18 protein-coding genes are annotated in these 17,775 nt (G+C 39.5%); 12 read left to right on the top strand and 6 right to left on the bottom strand.

The window, feature by feature from the left end; translation table 11 throughout:
• Positions 1 to 243 precede the first annotated feature (243 nt).
• Positions 244 to 534 (bottom strand): HU family DNA-binding protein, encoded by a 291-nt coding sequence (locus CDW55_RS00855; RefSeq protein ID WP_088467852.1) that lies wholly within the window; start codon positions 532 to 534, stop codon positions 244 to 246.
• 47 nt (positions 535 to 581) lie between these two features.
• On the opposite strand from CDW55_RS00855, the gene mutY reads away from it, so the two are divergent.
• The 6 genes from mutY (at position 582) to CDW55_RS00825 (ending at position 7,874) form a co-directional block, all read left to right on the top strand.
• Complete coding sequence (mutY, locus tag CDW55_RS00850) at positions 582 to 1,622, top strand: A/G-specific adenine glycosylase (protein ID WP_088467851.1); 1,041 nt, start codon at positions 582 to 584, stop codon at positions 1,620 to 1,622.
• A gap of 225 nt (positions 1,623 to 1,847) precedes the next feature.
• On the top strand, positions 1,848 to 2,402 hold the full coding sequence (gldD, locus tag CDW55_RS00845; protein WP_088467850.1) for a gliding motility lipoprotein GldD: 555 nt from the start codon (positions 1,848 to 1,850) through the stop codon (positions 2,400 to 2,402).
• A 40-nt stretch (positions 2,403 to 2,442) separates the two neighbouring features.
• The gene (locus CDW55_RS00840; RefSeq protein WP_088467849.1) at positions 2,443 to 3,363 is read left to right on the top strand and encodes a PfkB family carbohydrate kinase; all 921 of its coding nucleotides are present in this window, start codon (positions 2,443 to 2,445) and stop codon (positions 3,361 to 3,363) included.
• A 60-nt stretch (positions 3,364 to 3,423) separates the two neighbouring features.
• The gene (locus CDW55_RS00835; protein ID WP_143332907.1) at positions 3,424 to 5,253 is read left to right on the top strand and encodes a peptidylprolyl isomerase; all 1,830 of its coding nucleotides are present in this window, start codon (positions 3,424 to 3,426) and stop codon (positions 5,251 to 5,253) included.
• A 65-nt stretch (positions 5,254 to 5,318) separates the two neighbouring features.
• Positions 5,319 to 6,686 carry a peptidylprolyl isomerase gene (locus CDW55_RS00830; RefSeq protein ID WP_088468652.1) on the top strand — a complete coding sequence of 456 codons (1,368 nt, stop codon included), beginning with the start codon at positions 5,319 to 5,321 and terminating at the stop codon, positions 6,684 to 6,686.
• Between the two features lie 204 nt (positions 6,687 to 6,890).
• Positions 6,891 to 7,874, top strand: coding sequence for an NAD(P)H-dependent flavin oxidoreductase (locus CDW55_RS00825; protein ID WP_179285884.1), 984 nt, complete (start codon positions 6,891 to 6,893; stop codon positions 7,872 to 7,874).
• 3 nt (positions 7,875 to 7,877) lie between these two features.
• Here the strand turns inward: CDW55_RS00825 and CDW55_RS00820 are convergent, their stop codons facing one another.
• The 3 genes from CDW55_RS00820 to CDW55_RS00815 all read right to left on the bottom strand — a co-directional run bounded on the left by CDW55_RS00820 (position 7,878) and on the right by CDW55_RS00815 (position 10,239).
• Positions 7,878 to 9,557, bottom strand: a complete 1,680-nt coding sequence (locus CDW55_RS00820) for a formate--tetrahydrofolate ligase (protein ID WP_088467847.1) — start codon at positions 9,555 to 9,557, stop codon at positions 7,878 to 7,880.
• Positions 9,558 to 9,720: 163 nt separating this feature from the next.
• Complete coding sequence (locus CDW55_RS12590) at positions 9,721 to 9,846, bottom strand: hypothetical protein (protein ID WP_262484627.1); 126 nt, start codon at positions 9,844 to 9,846, stop codon at positions 9,721 to 9,723.
• 57 nt (positions 9,847 to 9,903) lie between these two features.
• Positions 9,904 to 10,239, bottom strand: coding sequence for a HopJ type III effector protein (locus CDW55_RS00815; RefSeq protein ID WP_088467846.1), 336 nt, complete (start codon positions 10,237 to 10,239; stop codon positions 9,904 to 9,906).
• A 243-nt stretch (positions 10,240 to 10,482) separates the two neighbouring features.
• Here CDW55_RS00815 and CDW55_RS00810 point away from each other — a divergent pair, with 243 nt between their 5' ends.
• A complete protein-coding gene (locus CDW55_RS00810; RefSeq protein WP_088467845.1) occupies positions 10,483 to 11,181 on the top strand; it encodes a hypothetical protein in 699 nt (232 codons plus the stop codon).
• A gap of 4 nt (positions 11,182 to 11,185) precedes the next feature.
• Positions 11,186 to 11,881 (top strand): hypothetical protein, encoded by a 696-nt coding sequence (locus tag CDW55_RS00805; RefSeq protein ID WP_088467844.1) that lies wholly within the window; start codon positions 11,186 to 11,188, stop codon positions 11,879 to 11,881.
• A 177-nt stretch (positions 11,882 to 12,058) separates the two neighbouring features.
• On the opposite strand, the gene CDW55_RS00800 is transcribed toward CDW55_RS00805, so the two are convergent.
• Positions 12,059 to 14,401, bottom strand: coding sequence for a polyribonucleotide nucleotidyltransferase (locus tag CDW55_RS00800; protein WP_088467843.1), 2,343 nt, complete (start codon positions 14,399 to 14,401; stop codon positions 12,059 to 12,061).
• A 185-nt stretch (positions 14,402 to 14,586) separates the two neighbouring features.
• Here CDW55_RS00800 and CDW55_RS00795 point away from each other — a divergent pair, with 185 nt between their 5' ends.
• Positions 14,587 to 14,943: a DUF4260 domain-containing protein gene (locus CDW55_RS00795; RefSeq protein ID WP_088467842.1), complete on the top strand. Its 357-nt coding sequence runs from the start codon at positions 14,587 to 14,589 to the stop codon at positions 14,941 to 14,943.
• A 94-nt stretch (positions 14,944 to 15,037) separates the two neighbouring features.
• The gene (locus tag CDW55_RS00790) at positions 15,038 to 15,280 is read left to right on the top strand and encodes a GlsB/YeaQ/YmgE family stress response membrane protein (RefSeq protein ID WP_088467841.1); all 243 of its coding nucleotides are present in this window, start codon (positions 15,038 to 15,040) and stop codon (positions 15,278 to 15,280) included.
• 69 nt (positions 15,281 to 15,349) lie between these two features.
• On the opposite strand, the gene rpsO is transcribed toward CDW55_RS00790, so the two are convergent.
• Positions 15,350 to 15,619 (bottom strand): 30S ribosomal protein S15, encoded by a 270-nt coding sequence (rpsO, locus tag CDW55_RS00785; protein ID WP_088467840.1) that lies wholly within the window; start codon positions 15,617 to 15,619, stop codon positions 15,350 to 15,352.
• A 174-nt stretch (positions 15,620 to 15,793) separates the two neighbouring features.
• On the opposite strand from rpsO, the gene CDW55_RS00780 reads away from it, so the two are divergent.
• A complete protein-coding gene (locus CDW55_RS00780) occupies positions 15,794 to 16,363 on the top strand; it encodes a pyruvate decarboxylase (protein WP_228399584.1) in 570 nt (189 codons plus the stop codon).
• 85 nt (positions 16,364 to 16,448) lie between these two features.
• Positions 16,449 to 17,768 (top strand): magnesium transporter, encoded by a 1,320-nt coding sequence (gene mgtE / locus CDW55_RS00775; protein WP_088467838.1) that lies wholly within the window; start codon positions 16,449 to 16,451, stop codon positions 17,766 to 17,768.
• Positions 17,769 to 17,775: the final 7 nt, after the last annotated feature.

The raw sequence follows: 17,775 nt of genomic DNA, 5'->3' as shown, positions 1-17,775 counted from the left end.
TCCTTCAATCTGTAGGTTAAATTTTGGGACAAAACAAAAATATAGTCGGTGAAATTTTATAAATATAAAAACACCAACTATATTGTTATATTGTAAATCGCGAATAGATTATTTTTTCTTGTGTCTGTTCGCTCTTCTTCTTTTCTTTCTTTTGTGAGTTGCAACCTTGTGTCTCTTTCTTTTCTTTCCGCTTGGCATAATTTAAAAATTTTTAATTTGTAACTTATATATTCTCTCAGTTAATTATTTAATTGCTACTTTGGTTTTTACCTTCTCAACAAAAGTTTTTGATGGTTTAAAAGCCGGGATATTGTGAGCCGGGATTTCGATTGCTGTATTTTTAGAAATGTTTCTTCCTGTTTTTGCTGCTCTTGTTTTAATAACAAATGAACCGAAACCTCTTAAATAAACATTGTCGCCATTATACATTGAAGTTCTGATCTCCTGCATGAACGCTTCTACAACTTTCTGAGTTTCATTCTTTTCAGTTCCCAATTTATTCGAGATGGTGCTCACCAATTCTGCCTTTGTCATTTCCTTTATTTATTTATATTTTTGGTGTGCAAATATAAGAACATTTTTTGAAAAGTAAAAAACAAAATGCTGATTTTCTTCACGTTGGTGAATTGCTCTTGGCATGGTACAAAATACACGGCAGGGACTTACCTTTCCGAAATACAAATGATCCCTACAAAATCTGGATCTGCGAAATAATTTTTCAGCAAACCAGAATCGAACAGGGTTTGAATCATTATAACAGGTTTATCCATAGATTTCCGGATGTGCAGACTTTGGCTCAGGCCGAAAATGATGAGGTTTTATTATATTGGAAAGGACTCGGTTATTATTCCCGCGCCCTTAATCTTCACAAAGCAGCACTTCAGATCGTACAGGAATTCCAGGGTAAATTCCCGGAAAACTATAACGATATTTTGAGCTTGAAAGGAGTAGGCAAATACACTGCGGCAGCCATTTCAAGTATATGTTTCGGAACAAAGCTCCCAGCGGTAGACGGCAATTTCTACCGCGTGTTATCCCGGGTTTTTGCTTATGATTTCGATATTTCAAACTCGAAAGCGTTTTCATACTTTTCTGAACTGGCATTGAGGATGATGCCTGAAAACGAAGCGGGGCATTTTAACGAAGCCATGATGGACCTTGGCTCGGAAATATGCAGACCAAAAAATCCCAAATGTGGGATATGTCCATTAAATAAGGAATGTCTGGCATTTAATCTAGGAAAAATTCATGAATTTCCGATGAAATCTAAGAAAGCAAAAGCCACAGATTTGGAACTTAATTATTATTATGTTGAATGCGACTCTAAATTTCTTATCAAAAGAAGAGGCGATGATTTTATCTGGAAAAGACTTTACGAATTTCCTACAGAGGTTCCTGCCGAATTTAAAACAGAAATCGTTCATCATAAAACGATTTTGCACAAGCTCACGCATAAAAATCTTACCGTAAACATATACAAAGTGATTTTGCATAAAGAAGAGATATTTAAAAATTTCGCTCTGGAAAATGGTTTTATGACTACCGATTTGGAAGAATCTCACCAGAAATCTTTCCCAAAACCACTGGAAAATTATCTGAAATGGATCGAAGATGCAATTTGAATTTAACATTTCACGTATTATGAACTCTAATTACAAAGCAGTAACCACTGTAACTGTTTAAATGGATTTAGGAGTCTTTTAGAATTAAATGATTGATATGCAAAATAAAAGAAGATTCCTAAATCCTTTTTCCTTAATAAATACTTATTTTTCCTTTAAAGAATTTCATTTTTTGGCATCGAAATCTCCCTATAAAATTTCAAATCAAATTTGTACTTTTGCGCAATGTTTAAAAAACTCATTTTCACATTTTTAGGATTTTTTTTGTTTTCATGTGCTGAAGAAGCCCAGCCAAAACCTTCGGGCGAGCTCCGGTTAGAATATCCAAAGGCCAAGTACCAGAAATACGTTTCGCCGTGCGGTTTCAGTTTCGAATACTCGGATTTTGCTAAAATTGTAAATGCAAAAAACGACTGCTGGTACTACATTGAATATCCGGAAATGAAAGCCAAAGTCTTCGTCACTTATTTCCCTGTGAAAAATGATTTTGCACTTCATGTAAAAGAGTCGGAGAAGATGGTTTATGAACATACCATCAAAGCAAGCAGTATCGATACGAAATCTTTTACCTATCCGGAACGCAATGTTTTCGGGAATTTTTACGAACTCAGCGGTCCTACAGCATCCAATCTGCAGTTTTTTGTTACAGATTCCACAAGACATTATGTAACGGCAAACCTCTATTTCAATTCCAGACCAAAACCCGATTCTCTGGCACCAGCTGTTGCTTATATAAAAAATGATTTACAGCATTTAATCGATACATTTGAATGGAAATAAGTTTCCCCGAAATAAATTAAAAACTTTAAACAAAATATAAATGAAACTATTAGTTGTTGGTTCTGTCGCTTTTGACGCTATTGAAACCCCTTTCGGGAAAACAGATAAAATTTTGGGAGGCGCGGCAACCTATATTGGCATTGCATCTTCTATCCTTAATGTTGAATCCGGTATCGTTTCCGTAATTGGTGGCGATTTTCCGCAGGCAGATTTAGACATGCTTACCGCAAGAGGCGTAAATATTGAAGGAATTGAAATCGTAAAAGAAGGAAAAACATTTTTCTGGAGCGGTAAATATCACAACGACTTAAACTCCAGAGATACTTTGGTAACTGAAGTGAATGTTTTGGAAAATTTCGACCCAAAAATTCCTGAATCTATGCAGGATGCAGAGATTTTGTTGTTGGGTAACCTTCACCCCGGCGTTCAGCTTTCAGTCCTTGAAAGGATGAAAAACCGCCCGAAGCTGGTTATTTTGGATACCATGAATTTCTGGATGGATTCTGCCTGGGACACATTAATGCAGATGATTGCAAAAACCGATGTTATCACGATTAACGATGAAGAAGCAAGACAGCTTTCCGGTGAATATTCTTTGGTGAAAGCTGCGAAGAAAATCCATGAGATGGGACCTGAGTTCGTTATCATTAAAAAAGGTGAACATGGCGCATTGCTGTTCCACGACGGTAAAATATTTGCAATTCCTGCGCTTCCGCTGGAAGAAGTTTTCGATCCAACCGGAGCCGGAGATACTTTCGCTGGAGGATTTGCGGCCTATCTTGCGAAAAAAGAAGATTTCAGTTTCGAAACCATGAAATCTGCCCTCATCGTAGGTTCTGCCATGGCTTCTTTCACTGTTGAAAAATTCGGTACCGAAAAACTACAGGAAGTAACCGAAAGTGAAATGATTGCCAGAATCAAGAATTTTAAAGATTTAACAACTTTTGAAGTTGAGGTTTAACATTTAACCCTCGTAATGATCATAATCATTCAGTTTCCTAATTAAAAATAACATTTAAATATGAAGAAAATATTTGCTTTCGTAATATTGGCAGGATTCAGCAGCGTAATGTCTGCTCAATACATGATTATCGGGAAAGACAGCATTTCACTGGCCGATTATAAAAAAGAATATCAGTATGGTTTACAGAACAGCGGGATCGAAAAAACCCTGCGTTCTACCGAAGATTTTATCCTGCTTCAGCAGTTTGCAGCAGATAAAAAAGCTGATACTACAGCGTCTTTCCGCGAAAGAATGATGGAAAAAGAAGCCGATTTACGGGAGCAGTATTTCTATCCCAAACAAGTTATAGATCCTGTTATGAATGATTTTATGAAAGACAGCCAGACCGAAAAGCAGGTTCAGATTTTTATGGTTGCAAAATCTGCCGGCGACAACAACAATTACCAGCAGATTTACAGCGATGTTAAGGCTGGAAAAATTAAAATGGAAGATGCGATCTCAAAATATACCAAAGCTTCTCCCAAACCTATTTTTATAAAACCCGGAAGTGTAGATCATATTCTTTATAACCAACTAAAGACTTTACCAAACAACTCATTCACGGCACTTCAGGATTTGCCGGGATATATTGCGTTTGCAAAAGTTCTCAGTTCCAGACCAAGTCTCGGATATGTGGTTTTCGGTACCATCTCTTTCCCGAAAGATGCAAATGCTGAATCGATCAAAACAAAGATCTACAACGATCTGAAAACAGGCAAAAGCTTCCAGGAAGTCGCGAAGCTTTACGGTGCAAACGATCACGAAAAAAATAATGGTGGAGTAGTGATGGGTTCTCCAACGCTTCCCGACGAAGTTTACGAACTTTTCAAAGGAAAAAAGGCAGGTTATTACACGCCGGAACCTTTGCTTTTCGGAGAGAATTATTTCGTGTTCAATATTTATAATGTGGAACCTTACATTCTTACCGATAAGAACAGAGATTTTTTCCTGAGAGATATGAATGGTTCTCTTTACAACGAAAATCTTCAGGATAGAATGTTGGCTTATCTGAAATCTGACCCGACTTATAAAGAGTTTCCGGCATTTCAGAATGTAAAAAAATCCTACCAGGCTTTTAGTACTGCAAAAGACGATACGGTTCTTTACCAGTATAAAAAAGATAAAACAACGGTTGGGGATCTTAAAAAGCTGATTGGCGACAAAAAAGCTGATGCCGAAAAACTTACACCTGCTTTATGGTCAGAAGCACTTTCCGGAGTCAATGCTCAGGATTTGATGAGATTTTATTCCGCAGATTTCACCAACCAGAAACATATCAAAAAAGAACTCGATGAATTCCGCAAAGGACTTTATTCAGATTATATTTTTTCTAAATATCTGAACGAGGAAATGACAAAACATCCCGAATGGCTTACCGATTACTACAACAAAAACAAATCGAAATACATGTGGGGTAACCGTGCTGACGGGCGTGTAGCAATCATTGCTGATGACAAACTCACCAAAGAAATCGAAAAAGACATTAAAAATCCAAAAAACTGGGAAAGCCTGAAAGCAAAATTTTACGGAAAACTGAACGATAAAAAACAGATTCTTGTCAATTTTGAAAAAGGAGAGATGTCTGAAGATGCCGATGTTTTTACGAAATACAAAGTTCCTTTCAAAACCGGAGTGCACCAGACAAAAATGGAAGAAAGAACTTTAGTTATCGCAATCGACCAGATTTTGCCGCCCACTCAAATGACCCAGGATGAAGCGGCAGAACTGTTAAAAGATGCAGTAAATGAAGAAAGACTGAAGGCTATTATTGCAGAGCAGAAAGCAAAAACCAATATTGTCATTCAGCCCGAATTCAGAAAGGATTTGGAAAAGAACTTTAAGAAATAATTATAATAAAAAATGCAGGTTATTTCGTTTAGAATGATAATTTTGCAAATCGTTAAAAAATGAATATGAACAAGAATATAAAATTTGCACTTCTATTGAGCTTTATTTTCGCCTTTTTCGGTGCTAAAATGAATGCGCAGCTCAAAACCGGCGATTTGGTCGACGGCATTGCAGTGGTGGTAGGAGATGAAATTATTTTGGAATCAGATATTGAAGAGCAGGCAAACTATGCTAAGCAGCAGGGCGCAACCGTTGCCGATAAATGCGAGTTTGTTGAAAGCATCATCAATAACAAACTTCTGATTTACGAAGCCAAAAGAGATACCCTCATCGAAAACCGTTCTGCAGCAATTAAAGAAAATGCTGCCCAGAAATACAATCAGATTCTTGGCCAATTCCCCGACGAGAAAACAATGCTTTCGGCCTATAAATTCCGTACGTCGTATGAAATGAAAAACGCCATCGAGAAAATTGATGCCGATAATTATTACGGACAGATGAAATTCGGGAGAATTACCGAAAAAGCCGATGTAACTCCAAACGAAGTAACCGATTTTTTCAATACCTACAGATACCAGCTTCCACAAGTGAATGATGAGGTGAGCTTATCCCAAATCGTCATGTATCCCAAACTTACCGACGCACATAAAAACGAAATTATCGCACGTCTGAATAAAATTAAACAGGATATTTTAGCCGGCGAATCTTTCGAAAGTCAGGCAAGGATTTATTCCGATGACCCGGGATCTGCTGCCAATGGCGGACTTTATACCAACATTGCAAAAGGCAAAATGGTGAAGCCTTTCGAGGCTGCGGCACTTAACCTTCAGGAGGGTGAACTCTCCGAACCTGTAGAATCTGAATTCGGCTATCACCTGATTCAGCTCGTCAAAAAGAGCGGAAAAATGTACGATGCACGCCATATCCTTCTCAAAGCCGAACCCAATGCCGATGAAATTGCAACTGCGAAAAAAGAACTCGACAGTATAAGAACTCTGATTCTCGATGGGAAACTTACCTTCAAAGAAGCGGCTTTCCGTTTTTCAGATGATAAAAGAACAAAGTTCAATGCCGGAATCATCACTTCCGAAGACGGCTCCGATAAAATGGAGAAACTCAACCTGCCGCCAACCATCTCTTACCAGATTGCTGGACAGAACAAAGGTGATATTACCGAGGTCTTTCAGGATACCCAGGCACAGGACAGAAAAGTGGTGACCATCATTAAAATCGACGATGTAATTGCCGCACACCAGCTCGATATCGCTACAGATTACGACAGAATCAAGCAGATGGCACTCAACAAAAAGAAAAACGAGATGGTAGAAAAATGGGTGAAAGAAAAACTGCCCAACGTATTTATCTCCATCAACAACCGTTACAAAGACTGCACTTTCAAAACCGACTGGCGCAAAAATACCGACGGAAAATAAATTTAAGCTCTGCATTTTTGCAGAGTTTTTTGTTTCGGGAGCAATAGGTTTTTCGCTTCCTCCGAAAACTTTACCCGCTGTCCGCTGTATCTTTTCTTCCGCTTCGCTTCAGAAAAGGATGCCGCTTCCATCGGGGCTAGGATTTAGGGACGGATTTTCTTCCCACAGATTTCCGCCTTTCTCATTATTTTTTTAAATTTACGCATGAGCAATTTTATCCATTTCGGGATCGCCGAAAAAATGTACCGCGAAGAGCAAAACAGAATCACAGAATTATTTCAAATAAAATATCCCATCATCCAGGGTGGCATGATCTGGCATTCCGGTTGGCGTCTGGCTTCTGCGGTGTCTAATTCCGGCGGTTTGGGACTCATCGGTTCCGCAAGTATGTATCCCGATATTCTGCGCGAAAATATCCGCAAATGCAAAGCCGCGACCGATAAACCTTTCGGAGTGAATATTGCCCTGCTTTATCCGAATCTCGAGGAAATCATTAAAATTGTTCTGGAAGAAGGAGTGAAGATTATTTTCACTTCCGCCGGAAATCCCAAAACCTACACCGAAACCCTCCAGAAAGAAGGAATTAAAGTCGCGCATGTAGTTTCCTCGACCAAATTCGCCATGAAGTGCGAAGATGCCGGTGTGGATGCTATTGTTGCCGAAGGTTTCGAAGCGGGCGGCCACAACGGAAGAGACGAAACCACCACCATGGTGCTGATCCCGAATGTAAAACAGCATATTTCAAAACCTTTAATCGCCGCGGGGGGAATTGCCGTCGGTTCTCAAATGAAAGCCGCCATGATTCTCGGTGCCGATGGTGTGCAGATCGGTTCCCGGTTCGCCGCGACAGAAGAAGCCAGCGCACATACCGACTGGAAAACCAAAATAACCCAGCTCAGCGAAGGCGATACCCATTTAACGCTGAAAGAACTTGCTCCTGTGCGTTTGGTGAAGAATAAATTTTTCTATGACCTGGAAAAGCTTTACGAAACCGGCAGAAACGCCGAAGCATTAAAAGAAACGCTCGGCCGTGCCCGTGCAAAACGCGGCATGTTCGAAGGCGATCTGGAAGAAGGCGAACTCGAAATAGGGCAGGTTTCTGCGTTGATTAAAGAAATCCTGCCTGTAGAAAAGGTCTTCCAGAACTTGCTGAAAGAATTTAAGCAGGCAGGCTATACAGATTTTTAGTCATCAGCTCAACCCCGTAATAACCCCGTTTTTGTCGATCGACATTCCTTCGGCAGCCGGAACATTTGGCAAGCCCGGCATCCTCATCATATCACCCAAAATCGGAATAATAAATCCGGCTCCCGCCGCAAATTCGAATTCGCGGACCGTGATTTTGAAATTGCTTGGGCGTCCGATTTTCGTTTCATCGTCGGTCAGGGATTTCTGCGTTTTCGCCATACAAACCGGCAGTTTATCGAGGTTTAAATCGTAAATCGTTTTCAGCTGGTTTTTTGCTTTCTGCGAATACACCACATTGTCGGCACCGTAAACTTCACGCGCTACGGTTTCAAGCTTATGTTCAACCGATTCGGTTACTTTATACAAAGGCTGGAAATCGTTTCCACATTCGAAAGCGCATCGTGCCACTTCTGCTGCCAGTTCGGTCATGCCGGCGCCGCCATGTAAAAACTCATCAGCAATAATGGCTTTTACACCCAATTTTTCGCATTCATCTTTTACAAACTGTATTTCCTCTTCAGCATCGTTTGCGAAATGATTGATGGCTACAATCGGTCTTAAACCGAATTTAAAGGCATTTTCAATATGCTTTTTCAGGTTGTCGATGCCGTTTTTCACGAACTGAAGATTGGGTTTGTCGAATTCCCCTTTTTTCGTTGCGCCGCCATGATAACGAAGCGCGCGGATGGTAGCGACAAGAACATACGCGTCAGGTTTTAAATTTCCATAATGACATTTAATATGGAAGAATTTTTCCGCGCCCAGATCCGCACCGAAACCTGCTTCCGTCACAACGAAATCTGCCAGAGAAAGTCCGGTTTTGGTAGCGATAATGGTGTTGGTTCCCTGCGCAATGTTCGCAAACGGACCGCCGTGAAGAATCGCCGGATTACCTTCCAGAGTCTGAACCAAATTTGGTTTTATAGCATCTCTCAACAGAATGGCCATAGCGCCTTCAGCTTTTAAATCTCTGGCGTAAATGGGTTTTTTATCAAAAGTGTACCCCACAAAAATATTACCGAGTCTTTCTCTTAAATCCTCGAAATCCTTCGAAAGACACAGGATCGCCATCACTTCAGACGCCGGAGTAATATTGAAACCTTCTTCCCGCGCAATTCCGTTGTTCGATCCACCCAAACCAATCACAATGTGTCTCAGACTTCGGTCGTTCATATCCATTACACGCTTCCAGGTAATGGTTCGTGGGTCGATGTTCAGATTATGTTTTTTGTTCTGTAAATTATTGTCGATAAGTGCAGAAAGCAGGTTGTTGGCTTTTTCAATCGCCGCAAAATCGCCGGTAAAATGCAGGTTGATATCCACCATCGGAATCACCTGCGCATAACCGCCGCCCGCTGCTCCGCCTTTAATCCCGAAAACCGGCCCCAAACTGGGTTCGCGCAACACTGCGATGGTTTTCTTCCCAATTTTATTCAGGCCGTCGCACAGGCCTACCGAAACAGTCGTTTTTCCTTCGCCCGCTGGAGTGGGGTTGATGGCAGTGACTAAAATAAGTTTTGACTTCTTAATTTTTTCTTCATCGATGTACGATAACGGGATTTTGGCTTTGTATTTTCCGTAGTATTCCAGATCATCGTGGTCGATTCCAATTTTCTCAGCGATATGCTTGATGTGCTGAATTTTGGCTGCAGATGCAATTTCTAAGTCGGTAGGGAAATTCATTTTTACTTAATTTAGGTACTCAAAATTAATCATAAGAATTTTCTCTGCTCAATTTTCCGTAATGCGATTCGTCAGTTTTACGGTTTTTTGTGCACTTCGTTTGCCGCATAAAAAAAATATCCAGCCTGTTATTAAGCTGGATATTTTTTGTTGTTCAAAGCGACTAGTTTGTGGTCAGTGCTTTTGCCTGTTTTTTTCTGGCTTGTTTCTCTTCGTATTTTTTTACGACGTAACCTATTGCAATTGGCGCGACCCACATCAGGAGTCTTCTTAAAAGTGTTGGATTCATAATAATATTTTTTTATGAAGTAGCACTTTCAAGAATTACGCCAAACATTTTTGCAGATCAGTCTTTTTCAGCCAGTGCCTCGCTCTCGAAAGCAATTCCGCCCCAGCCATATTGCATAAAGTTGCGGATGTTCTGGTGGTCGCTGCCTTCAGGATTTTTCAGTACATCAGTCCTGTAGAAATCCCCGAACAGCGCCAGCGTTTCCTGTTCGTTAAGTCCCTTCAGCTTTGCAAAACTGAAAACCTTGCACGAGCCGTTGTTTTCCCCCGCCTCATTCACCGCAGTTCCGTTCGTGAATTTGGTCGGCGTGAAATCGTAATGTTCATCAATATAGGCAATTACTTCTTTAAAGTTGATGGTGGTAGGGGAGGTTTTGAGTTGGTATAGGAGCATTGTAGTTTCTTTTAAAGTTTGAAAGATCGAAATTATTTAGCGAATTCCCAAAACATCTTCGAAGGAATTTTTAAGGCTGTCGCTATAATTTGTGCGAAACTTGCTTATATTTGGATGGATTACTAAGATAACATTGATTAGACAAACAACATTATACGGTTGGATTTGTATTATTATATGTAATATGTATAGAAGTTATCTGTAGTTTTACAAAGAAAAGTTATCAAAAACCAATTTGAACCCATGGAAAAAAACATTATTCATTTAAAAGGAATAGGACAAAAAAATGGTGTTGTCATTATTGATAAAAAATTTGAAGTAGATCATAATGAGGTTGGAAAATACACAAGTAGTTCAACAAGGAAAGAATATATCCAAAGAGCAGTTGATTTTTACTATCCAGGCTTGAAAAGTCATGACATCAAAGGGGTTAGCGTAACTCGTGAAAAAATTAACAGCAAGAAAGACTCCAACAATCTTGAAAAAGCCGTAATAGGCGCTGCCGCAGGTTACGTTGTTGGAAAATCACAAAAAAAGAAAACTAATTCAAAGGATAACGCTTCTTTTGAATATTCTTTTGTCAATGAAATTTCTACTTTTCCACAAATTGACTTTAATACTAATGACGAAAGTGAAATCAAAAATTCATTGGATAAGATTTACAATGGAATTATTGATTACAAGTGGAAAAGCACAGGCCAAGATGAAATGCAGAATAAAATCATAACTGAAAATAATCGTGTTTTGAATATGTGCTTGAGAAACTATTCAACCGGGTTAAGAAGATTAAAGTCAGTTTCAGATAATGAGGAAGAAATAAAGTATTATGAAAAGCAATACAAAAAACTTTCACGAAAAAAGTATTTTAATAAATATGGCGCAATCATAATTGGCGTAGTTGCTTTCGTAGTTCTTATGTCTTTACTTGCAATAATGGAATAGATCTATGCATTCAAAATATTACGAGAAAATTCAAGAAATTTTTCAAATAAATTCTAAATCAGCATTTGTAAACGAATTGAAAAACAGAGGCTTTTGTTTTTCAGAGTTTCAGAAAAAGAAATTGCTTTTTGTTGGCATTAATCCTTCATATCTTAAACACTCCGTAAACGAGTCCCATTCATATAGCGTTAATGATGCTGTAAACAATTATAGAAAGCACTACGGAAAATTTCAAGACTTAGTTAACAAAACCAAATATGAAAATGATTGGACATATATCGATTTATTCTTTTTTCGTGAAACTGACCAAAATAAAGTTTACGATATTATAGATACTGACGTAGATTTTATAATTCAACAACTGAATATTACACATGAAATTATAAATGAAATTAACCCCGAAATTGTGGTGGTTTGTAATAGTGGAGCAAGTAATTTTTTCGGAATCAATAACGTAGATAGTAAAAACAATATTTGGTTAGGATATGATTTCAAATTTGATGATAATTTTGGAGTTGAGGTAGTAAAATCAATCAATAAAAAATCTATTCTAATAACTCAAGACAAAGAACAAAAAGTAATTGGAACACCTTTTTTGTTTTCTTCAACTTTAACTTATCTAGACAATTTCAACAAGAAAAGATTGAAATGGATTATTGAAAGAGTTGGAAATAACATTTCAAAAATAAAAGAGGTATAAGAAACTACAGATATTAACTAAGCTTTCCCCCGCTCCCGCGCGATTCCATCGCATGGTCCACTAAGCCCCAACCTCCGTAGTCTCCCGACCTGGGAGTTTTTCCTTTCCCCTACCATTCCCTGGACTCATGAAAAAACCACCTCAATCGAGGTGGTTTCATTATTTTAAAACTGTTGATTAGAATCCTTCCGGCTTCACATCATCAGTGTTTTCGCCTTCGTTCAATGGCTTGAAGGTATCTTCGCCAGCCGGTCTTTCTTCAGTTCTTCCGCTGTGTTGTGGTCTGTCGTTTCCAGGTCTGTGGTTTCCACCCTGTCTTCTGTCGCCACCGTCTCTTCTGTCGTTTCTTGGACCACGGTTTTCGCGGTTTTCGCGGTTGTCACCTTCACCTTCTTTACGTTCCGGTCTCGGAGGTCTTGGTAAAAGAACTTTTCTTGAAAGTTTCATTTTCTTACGGTCATCATAACCCATGAATTTCACTTCCACTTCATCACCTTCGCTGTAAGGAACTTTGTCAAGTCTTGCCCATTCGATTTCGGAGATGTGAAGAAGACCTTCAGTACCTTTGGCAATTGCTACAAACGCACCGAAATCCATAACTTTCACTACTTTACCGTTATAAACTTCACCAACTGTTGGTACGAAAGTAATTTCGTTGATCGCAGCGATGGTCGCATTGATATTCTCTCTGCTAACGCCGGAGATTTCAATTCTACCGATCTCACCGATTTCTTCAATCGCAATAACCGTATCGAAATCTTTCTGCATCTGCTGGATAATTTTCCCACCAGGCCCGATAACCGCACCGATAAACTCTTTAGGAATCTCAAGAACTTCCATTTTCGGAGCGTGTGGCTTCACATCAGCTCTTGGTTTGTCGATGGTTTTCAGCATTTCTCCAAGGATATGTAGACGTCCTTCTCTTGCCTGTCTCAAAGCTGTTTCCATGATGTCCATAGAAAGTCCCTGGATTTTGATATCCATCTGACAAGCCGTTATTCCGTCTGCAGTTCCGGTTACTTTAAAATCCATATCACCTAAGTGATCTTCATCACCTAAGATATCTGAAAGTACGGTAAACTTACCTGATTCAGGATCAGTTACCAATCCCATGGCAATACCCGAAACCGGTTTTGTAATCTGTACACCGGCATCCATCAAAGCTAAAGTTCCGGCGCAAACGGTTGCCATTGAAGAAGAACCGTTAGATTCTAAAATATCAGAAACGATACGAATGGTATAAGGATTCTCGTTCGGGATAATGTTCTGTAGTGCACGCTGTGCAAGGTTTCCGTGTCCTACTTCTCTTCTTGAAGTTCCTCTTAAAGGTCTTGCTTCACCGGTAGAGAACGGCGGGAAGTTGTAGTGAAGGAAGAATTTCTCGTCGTAATTAATAGCAACTGAATCTACCATGTTGGCGTCTTTTACAGAGCCTAAAGTTACTGCTGTTAAAGACTGGGTTTCACCTCTTGTGAAGATTGAGGACCCGTGCGCTCCTGGCAAATAATCAACTTCTGACCAAATCGGACGGATGGTTTCCGGTGTACGGCCATCGAGACGGATTTTGTCGTTAAGGATCATCTGTCTCATCGCTTCTTTTTCCACATCGTGGAAGTATACTTTAGCGAAAGGCTTCACTGTTTCCAGTTCTTCTTCAGAATACTGTGCTAAGAATTCATCTAAAACAGCTTTGAAGTTTTCACCTCTTTCTTCTTTTGCAGAAGGGGTTTTTGCAACCTGATATACTTTATCGAAGGTTTCTTTCCACACTTTAGCACGAATTTCTTCGTCGTGAGTCTCGTGGCTGTATTCTCTTTTAGGGAAAGCTTTTCCTACTCTCTCAGCAAGTCTTTCCTGTGCTGCAACCTGAACTTTAATTTCTTCATGCGCAAATTTGATCGCTTCGATCATTTCCTGCTCAGAAATTTCGTCCATAATACCTTCTACCATAACGATAGAATCTTTGGTTGCACCTACCATAATATCCAGATCAGCTTTTGCAAGATCTACCATACTTGGGTTTACCGAAAGTTCGCCATCAATTCTTACCACTCTTACTTCCGACATTGGTCCGTTGAAAGGGATATCGGTTATGGCAATTGCTGCAGAAGCGGCTAAACCTGCAAGGGCTTCCGGCATTACTTCTTTATCGTAAGAAATCAATGAAATCATTACCTGTACCTCTGCATGGAAATCTTCCGGGAAAAGCGGACGCAAAACGCGGTCTACCAGTCTCATCGTTAAGATTTCTTCATCAGATGGTCTTGCTTCTCTTCGGAAAAAGTTTCCTGGGATTTTACCTCCTGAATAGAATTTTTCTCTGTAATCTACCGTTAACGGAAGAAAATCTACGCCCGGGCTTGCTTCTTTGTTGGCAACAACGGTCGCTAAAAGCATGGTGCCGCCCATTCTTACTACTACGGATCCGTTGGCCTGTTTTGCCAGCTTCCCCGTTTCGATGGTGATTTCTCTACCATCTTTTAATTGAATTGTTTCAATAATTGCTTGTGGAGCATTCATAAAATTTGTTCGTCTTTGGCACTCCGTATTGAGTGCGGTTAATATTTAATCGTTTTAAATTATCGGAGGCAAAGATAGTTAAAATCACTGAAAATCTTTGATTTTAAACCACATTAGTGCAGTGTGCTTAAATCCCTTTATGTAACAAACAAAATAGATTTGCGACGAATCCGAAAACTTTAAACATGAAAATTTTATTAAAGCTGGAGTATGTTTCTTTATTTCTGATCGGCGTTTTGGCCTTTATACAAACCGGAATTTCCTGGTGGTGGTTTGCTGCGATGTTCTTTTTGCCGGATCTTTCGATGCTTGGTTATATGGCCGGAAGCAAAGCTGGAGCATTTTTCTACAACATATTTCATCATTTTACGGTAGGAATTCTCTGTTTCGTTGTCGGTAAATATTTAGGCAGCGATTATCTTACCGTTGCAGGAATTATCCTTTTCACTCACTCCGCTTTCGACAGGATTCTTGGGTATGGATTGAAATATCCCAACGGTTTCCATAATACTCATCTGGGAATCATAGGTCATCAGCAATGATTTTACGTTTTTAAAAATTATATGTTTTCTGAAGGGTTAGTTCCAGTGGCATAATATTGGAATTTAATCCGGAAATCATTAAAAAAATATTATTATGGGAATTTTATGGACGCTTATTATTGGCGCAATCGCAGGCTGGCTAGGCTCACAGATTTTTAAAGGAGGAAGCCTTGGCCTTATCGGAAACATTATTGTAGGGATCATTGGTGGTGTAATAGGATATTACCTTTTGGGCACCACTTTCGGAACTGCAGTTATAGGTCAAATTTTAACCGGAGCTGTGGGATCTATCATCTTACTAGCGGTGATTAATCTTTTTTCCGGCAGAAGGGTATAATGAATTATACACTTTTAAGCATAAAAAAGCAACTCAATTGAGTTGCTTTAATTTTTCTCGGAAAAATGATTATTTTCTTAAACCAAGTTCTGCGATAATCGCTCTGTATCGGTTAATATCTTTCTTCTTAAGATAATCCAAAAGCGCTTTTCTTTTACCTACCAACGCAACCAAAGAACGCTCCGTGTTGAAATCGTGACGGTTTGCTTTAAGGTGTTGAGATAAGTGGTTGATTCTGTAAGTGAAAAGGGCAACTTGTCCCTCAGCGCTTCCTGTGTCTGCATCAGACTTTCCGTGTTTTGCGAAGATTTCTTTCTTCTTTTCTGTTGTTAAGTACATTCCAATATTATTTTAATGATTATTATGTAACGGGTGCAAAAGTACGATAATTTTCTTTTCTACGAAAATATTATTGGATTAATGAGGGAAAAGACTTAGATATAAATGTTAAAAAAATCTTAATTTTCTTATTGCAATTCCGTTAAATGGCAGTATTTTTGTAAACACAAAATCATGATGAATCATCTTTACCTGTTTGCTTTAGGCACTTTTTTGTTTTTTACTGGCTGCCAGTCACTTCCGGCTCAAAATATTATTACTGCAAAGGATTTGAAGAACCGGAATATCATCTATTTCAATCCTGAAGTTTTTCCTGATATTGATGAAATTAAAGAGCCCACTTACACCGCTTTTTATGCTGCTGTTTCCGAAAAAACGCAGTATTTCCGCAATTATAATATGTTGCGGGTAGATTCATACATGCCTTACGATGCGGTGGATGTTGATGCAGTTGTTGAGTATTGCAAAAATAACAATGCGCAACTCGCGGTGATTCCGAAAGTAAAGTATTTTAAAGTAGGAGTAGGGAAGTATGTTTTCTCGAATCAGGTGATCATCAGTATGAAATTATACGATTCTCTCGGCAATTTCCTGGCAGAAACCAATTACGACACCTACCGCAAAAACGCCAGAATTTTGGGCTCGGCAGAAAATTCAATTAAAATTGGCGCCACCGGTGCAATGACGAATCTTGGGAAGAATCTGCGTAAATCTAGAACGTATTCAATTTCCGGGGCGAACTGATATTCCTTCGCTTTAATCATTCTTAATTTCGTTAGTTGTAAGTTTTTGAACTATTTTTGCAGTTCAACAGAAAATTTATTGTTTTTTGGAAACCCAGGACCTCATATTTAATCCGGCAGATATTGCAGAAACGCTCAGCGAACTTCCCGTTAAAGAGCGCGTTTTGGCATTTCTGAAAGTTCCGAAACAGTACAAGGCAGAAGTGTTCTCGCATCTGGATCCCGATTTTCAGGAAGAAACCATCAGAAATATTGGCAGCGAAGAAGTTTCTGAAATCTTAAATGCCATGACGCCGGATGACCGTACGGCTTTGTTTGAGGATTTTCCGGACGAACTTATCAAATATTCCATCAATCACCTTAATCCGCAGGAAAGAAGAATTGCCCTGAAACTTTTGGGTTACGATTCCGATTCCATCGCGAGACTGATGACGCCGTATTACATCCAGATACGAAAAGAATGGACTGTGAAAAGATGCCTGCAGCAGATTAAAAAAGTAGGCAAAAAGATGGAAACAATGAACCATCTGTACGTGGTGGACGAAAGAAACCAACTTATTGATGATATTGCGATCGGTTCGTTGCTTTTAGCGGAAGAAGATACTTTGATTTCCGAAATTACAGACAATCATTTTGTAGCCATTACCACCACCACGAGTAAAGAGGATGCGGTGCAGTATTTCGAAAAGTACGACAGAACCGCGCTTCCGATTGTAACCGAAGCCGGAGTTTTGGTTGGAATTGTTACCATTGATGACATCCTAGACCAAATCGAGCAGCAAAATACCGAAGACATCCAGAAATTCGGGGGAATGGAAGCGCTTGACGAACCTTACCGCCAAACGCACTGGTTTGAAATGATTAAAAAAAGAGGTTTCTGGCTTATTCTTTTATTTTTCTTTCAGCTTTTAACGGCTTCGGCGATGGGTTATTTCGAAGATGAAATTCAGAAGGCTGTTGTACTTACTCTTTTTGTCCCACTTATTATTTCAAGTGGCGGGAATACGGGTTCACAGGCAGCTACATTGATTATCCGTGCGATGGCACTTCAGGAAATTACCGTTAAAGACTGGTGGCTTGTAATTAAAAAAGAACTTGTTACGGGAATGGTGCTGGGTGGGATTTTAGGCATTTTTGGCTTCTTCAGAATTATGCTTTGGCAATATGCTGGGTGGTTCAATTACGGTGAACATTGGGAATTTATCGGGATGAGTGTAGGTGCTTCTCTGGCGATGATCGTTATGTGGGGAACGCTTTCGGGGTCTATGGTTCCTTTTGTCCTGAAGCGTTTTAAACTGGATCCGGCTACTTCTTCGGCACCTTTTGTGGCAACTCTGGTTGATGTTACCGGTTTGGTCATTTATTTTTCTGTGGCAGGACTGCTTTTGAGCGGCAAACTTCTATAAAAACTTT

The organism is Chryseobacterium sp. VAUSW3, assembly GCF_002205795.1.
Classification (GTDB): Bacteria; Bacteroidota; Bacteroidia; order Flavobacteriales; family Weeksellaceae; genus Kaistella; species Kaistella yananensis.
The sequence above is the reverse complement of the archived record's forward strand: the minus strand, read 5'-3'. Positions and strand labels throughout refer to the sequence as shown.

Excerpts from the sequence above, each read along its gene's own strand:
- CDW55_RS00830 (WP_088468652.1), top strand. The coding sequence starts at position 5,319 with ATGAACAAGAATATAAAATTTGCACTTCTATTGAGCTTTATTTTCGCC.
- CDW55_RS00790 (WP_088467841.1), top strand. The coding sequence starts at position 15,038 with ATGGGAATTTTATGGACGCTTATTATTGGCGCAATCGCAGGCTGGCTA.
- CDW55_RS00810 (WP_088467845.1), top strand. The coding sequence starts at position 10,483 with ATGGAAAAAAACATTATTCATTTAAAAGGAATAGGACAAAAAAATGGT.
- CDW55_RS00800 (WP_088467843.1), bottom strand. The coding sequence starts at position 14,401 with ATGAATGCTCCACAAGCAATTATTGAAACAATTCAATTAAAAGATGGT.
- CDW55_RS00815 (WP_088467846.1), bottom strand. The coding sequence starts at position 10,239 with ATGCTCCTATACCAACTCAAAACCTCCCCTACCACCATCAACTTTAAA.
- CDW55_RS00855 (WP_088467852.1), bottom strand. The coding sequence starts at position 534 with ATGACAAAGGCAGAATTGGTGAGCACCATCTCGAATAAATTGGGAACT.
- CDW55_RS00840 (WP_088467849.1), top strand. The coding sequence starts at position 2,443 with ATGAAACTATTAGTTGTTGGTTCTGTCGCTTTTGACGCTATTGAAACC.
- CDW55_RS00820 (WP_088467847.1), bottom strand. The coding sequence starts at position 9,557 with ATGAATTTCCCTACCGACTTAGAAATTGCATCTGCAGCCAAAATTCAG.
- CDW55_RS00795 (WP_088467842.1), top strand. The coding sequence starts at position 14,587 with ATGAAAATTTTATTAAAGCTGGAGTATGTTTCTTTATTTCTGATCGGC.
- CDW55_RS00825 (WP_179285884.1), top strand. The coding sequence starts at position 6,891 with ATGAGCAATTTTATCCATTTCGGGATCGCCGAAAAAATGTACCGCGAA.
- gldD (WP_088467850.1), top strand. The coding sequence starts at position 1,848 with ATGTTTAAAAAACTCATTTTCACATTTTTAGGATTTTTTTTGTTTTCA.
- rpsO (WP_088467840.1), bottom strand. The coding sequence starts at position 15,619 with ATGTACTTAACAACAGAAAAGAAGAAAGAAATCTTCGCAAAACACGGA.
- CDW55_RS12590 (WP_262484627.1), bottom strand. The coding sequence starts at position 9,846 with ATGAATCCAACACTTTTAAGAAGACTCCTGATGTGGGTCGCGCCAATT.
- CDW55_RS00805 (WP_088467844.1), top strand. The coding sequence starts at position 11,186 with ATGCATTCAAAATATTACGAGAAAATTCAAGAAATTTTTCAAATAAAT.
- CDW55_RS00780 (WP_228399584.1), top strand. The coding sequence starts at position 15,794 with ATGATGAATCATCTTTACCTGTTTGCTTTAGGCACTTTTTTGTTTTTT.
- CDW55_RS00835 (WP_143332907.1), top strand. The coding sequence starts at position 3,424 with ATGAAGAAAATATTTGCTTTCGTAATATTGGCAGGATTCAGCAGCGTA.